Origin of the sequence: Massilia sp. DJPM01, from assembly GCF_030348125.1 — a bacterium.
Classification (GTDB): Bacteria; Pseudomonadota; Gammaproteobacteria; order Burkholderiales; family Burkholderiaceae_D; genus Telluria_A; species Telluria_A frigida.
Genome location: NZ_JAQOZV010000153.1, coordinates 1 through 1,904 on the forward strand (window position 1 = coordinate 1; position 1,904 = coordinate 1,904).

Here is a 1,904-nt window from a genome sequence, read left to right on the forward strand (position 1 = left end):
TCCTGTTCGGGATGGGAAGGGGTGGTACCGATTTACTATGGTCATCAGGCATAACTTGGTCAGCTTGGTGCTCCCTGTTGGGCAGCACTAGCTTGAATCTGGAAGAAGTATCGTTTTATATGTATTACTTGGGTAGTGATCGTGCGTATCGCACAAAACACAACGCGCATTTCTTATCTCTGCACCTGCTAAGGTTATAGGGACAAGCCGTACGGGCAATTAGTATCAGTTAGCTTAATGCATTACTGCACTTCCACACCTGACCTATCAACGTCCTGGTCTCGAACGACCCTTTAAAGAGCTCAAGGCTCTGGGAAATCTCATCTCAAGGCAAGTTTCCCGCTTAGATGCTTTCAGCGGTTATCTCTTCCAGACTTAGCTACCCGGCAATGCCACTGGCGTGACAACCGGTACACCAGAGGTCTGTCCACTCCGGTCCTCTCGTACTAGGAGCAGCCCCCTTCAAATTTCCAACGCCCACGGCAGATAGGGACCAAACTGTCTCACGACGTTTTAAACCCAGCTCACGTACCACTTTAAATGGCGAACAGCCATACCCTTGGGACCGGCTACAGCCCCAGGATGTGATGAGCCGACATCGAGGTGCCAAACTCCCCCGTCGATATGAACTCTTGGGAGGAATCAGCCTGTTATCCCCAGAGTACCTTTTATCCGTTGAGCGATGGCCCTTCCATACAGAACCACCGGATCACTATGTCCTACTTTCGTACCTGCTCGACTTGTCAGTCTCGCAGTTAAGCACGCTTATGCCATTGCACTATCAACACGATGTCCGACCGTATCTAGCGTACCTTCGAACTCCTCCGTTACACTTTAGGAGGAGACCGCCCCAGTCAAACTGCCTACCATGCACTGTCCCCGATCCGGATAACGGACCAAGGTTAGAACCTCAAACAAACCAGGGTGGTATTTCAAGGATGGCTCCACGAAGACTGGCGTCCCCGCTTCAAAGCCTCCCACCTATCCTACACAGATTGGTTCAAAGTCCAATGCAAAGCTACAGTAAAGGTTCATGGGGTCTTTCCGTCTAGCCGCGGGTAGATTGCATCATCACAAACATTTCAACTTCGCTGAGTCTCGGGAGGAGACAGTGTGGCCATCGTTACGCCATTCGTGCAGGTCGGAACTTACCCGACAAGGAATTTCGCTACCTTAGGACCGTTATAGTTACGGCCGCCGTTTACTGGGACTTCAATCAAGAGCTTGCACCCCATCATTTAATCTTCCAGCACCGGGCAGGCGTCACACCCTATACGTCCACTTTCGTGTTTGCAGAGTGCTGTGTTTTTATTAAACAGTCGCAGCCACCAGTTTATTGCAACCCTTTCACCCTTCTGGAGTAAACCAGTCAAGCTACCGGGGCGTACCTTTTCCCGAAGTTACGGTACCAATTTGCCGAGTTCCTTCTCCCGAGTTCTCTCAAGCGCCTTAGAATACTCATCTCGCCCACCTGTGTCGGTTTGCGGTACGGTCTCGTATGACTGAAGCTTAGAGGCTTTTCTTGGAACCACTTCCGATTGCTTCAAGACCTAAGTCTCTCGTCTCGACCCCTTGAATTGCGCGCCCGGATTTGCCTAAGCGCCTTCTATGAGTCAAAAACCAACACTTCCAACCGTTGGACAACCTTCCGCGATCCGTCCCCCCATCGCATCATACGACGGTGCAGGAATATTAACCTGCTTCCCATCAGCTACGCATCTCTGCCTCGCCTTAGGGGCCGACTCACCCTGCTCCGATGAACGTTGAACAGGAAACCTTGGGCTTACGGCGTGGGAGCTTTTCACTCCCATTATCGCTACTCATGTCAGCATTCGCACTTCTGATACCTCCAGCATCCTTTACAAGACACCTTCGCAGGCTTACAGAACGCTCTCCTACCATAT

The 1,904-nt window shown here is 51.2% G+C and carries 1 rRNA gene; it reads right to left on the reverse strand.

The features are described from left to right. Nucleotides 1-198 precede the first annotated feature (198 nt). Nucleotides 199-1,904, reverse strand: a 23S ribosomal RNA gene (locus tag PO883_RS34275); the annotation flags it as partial.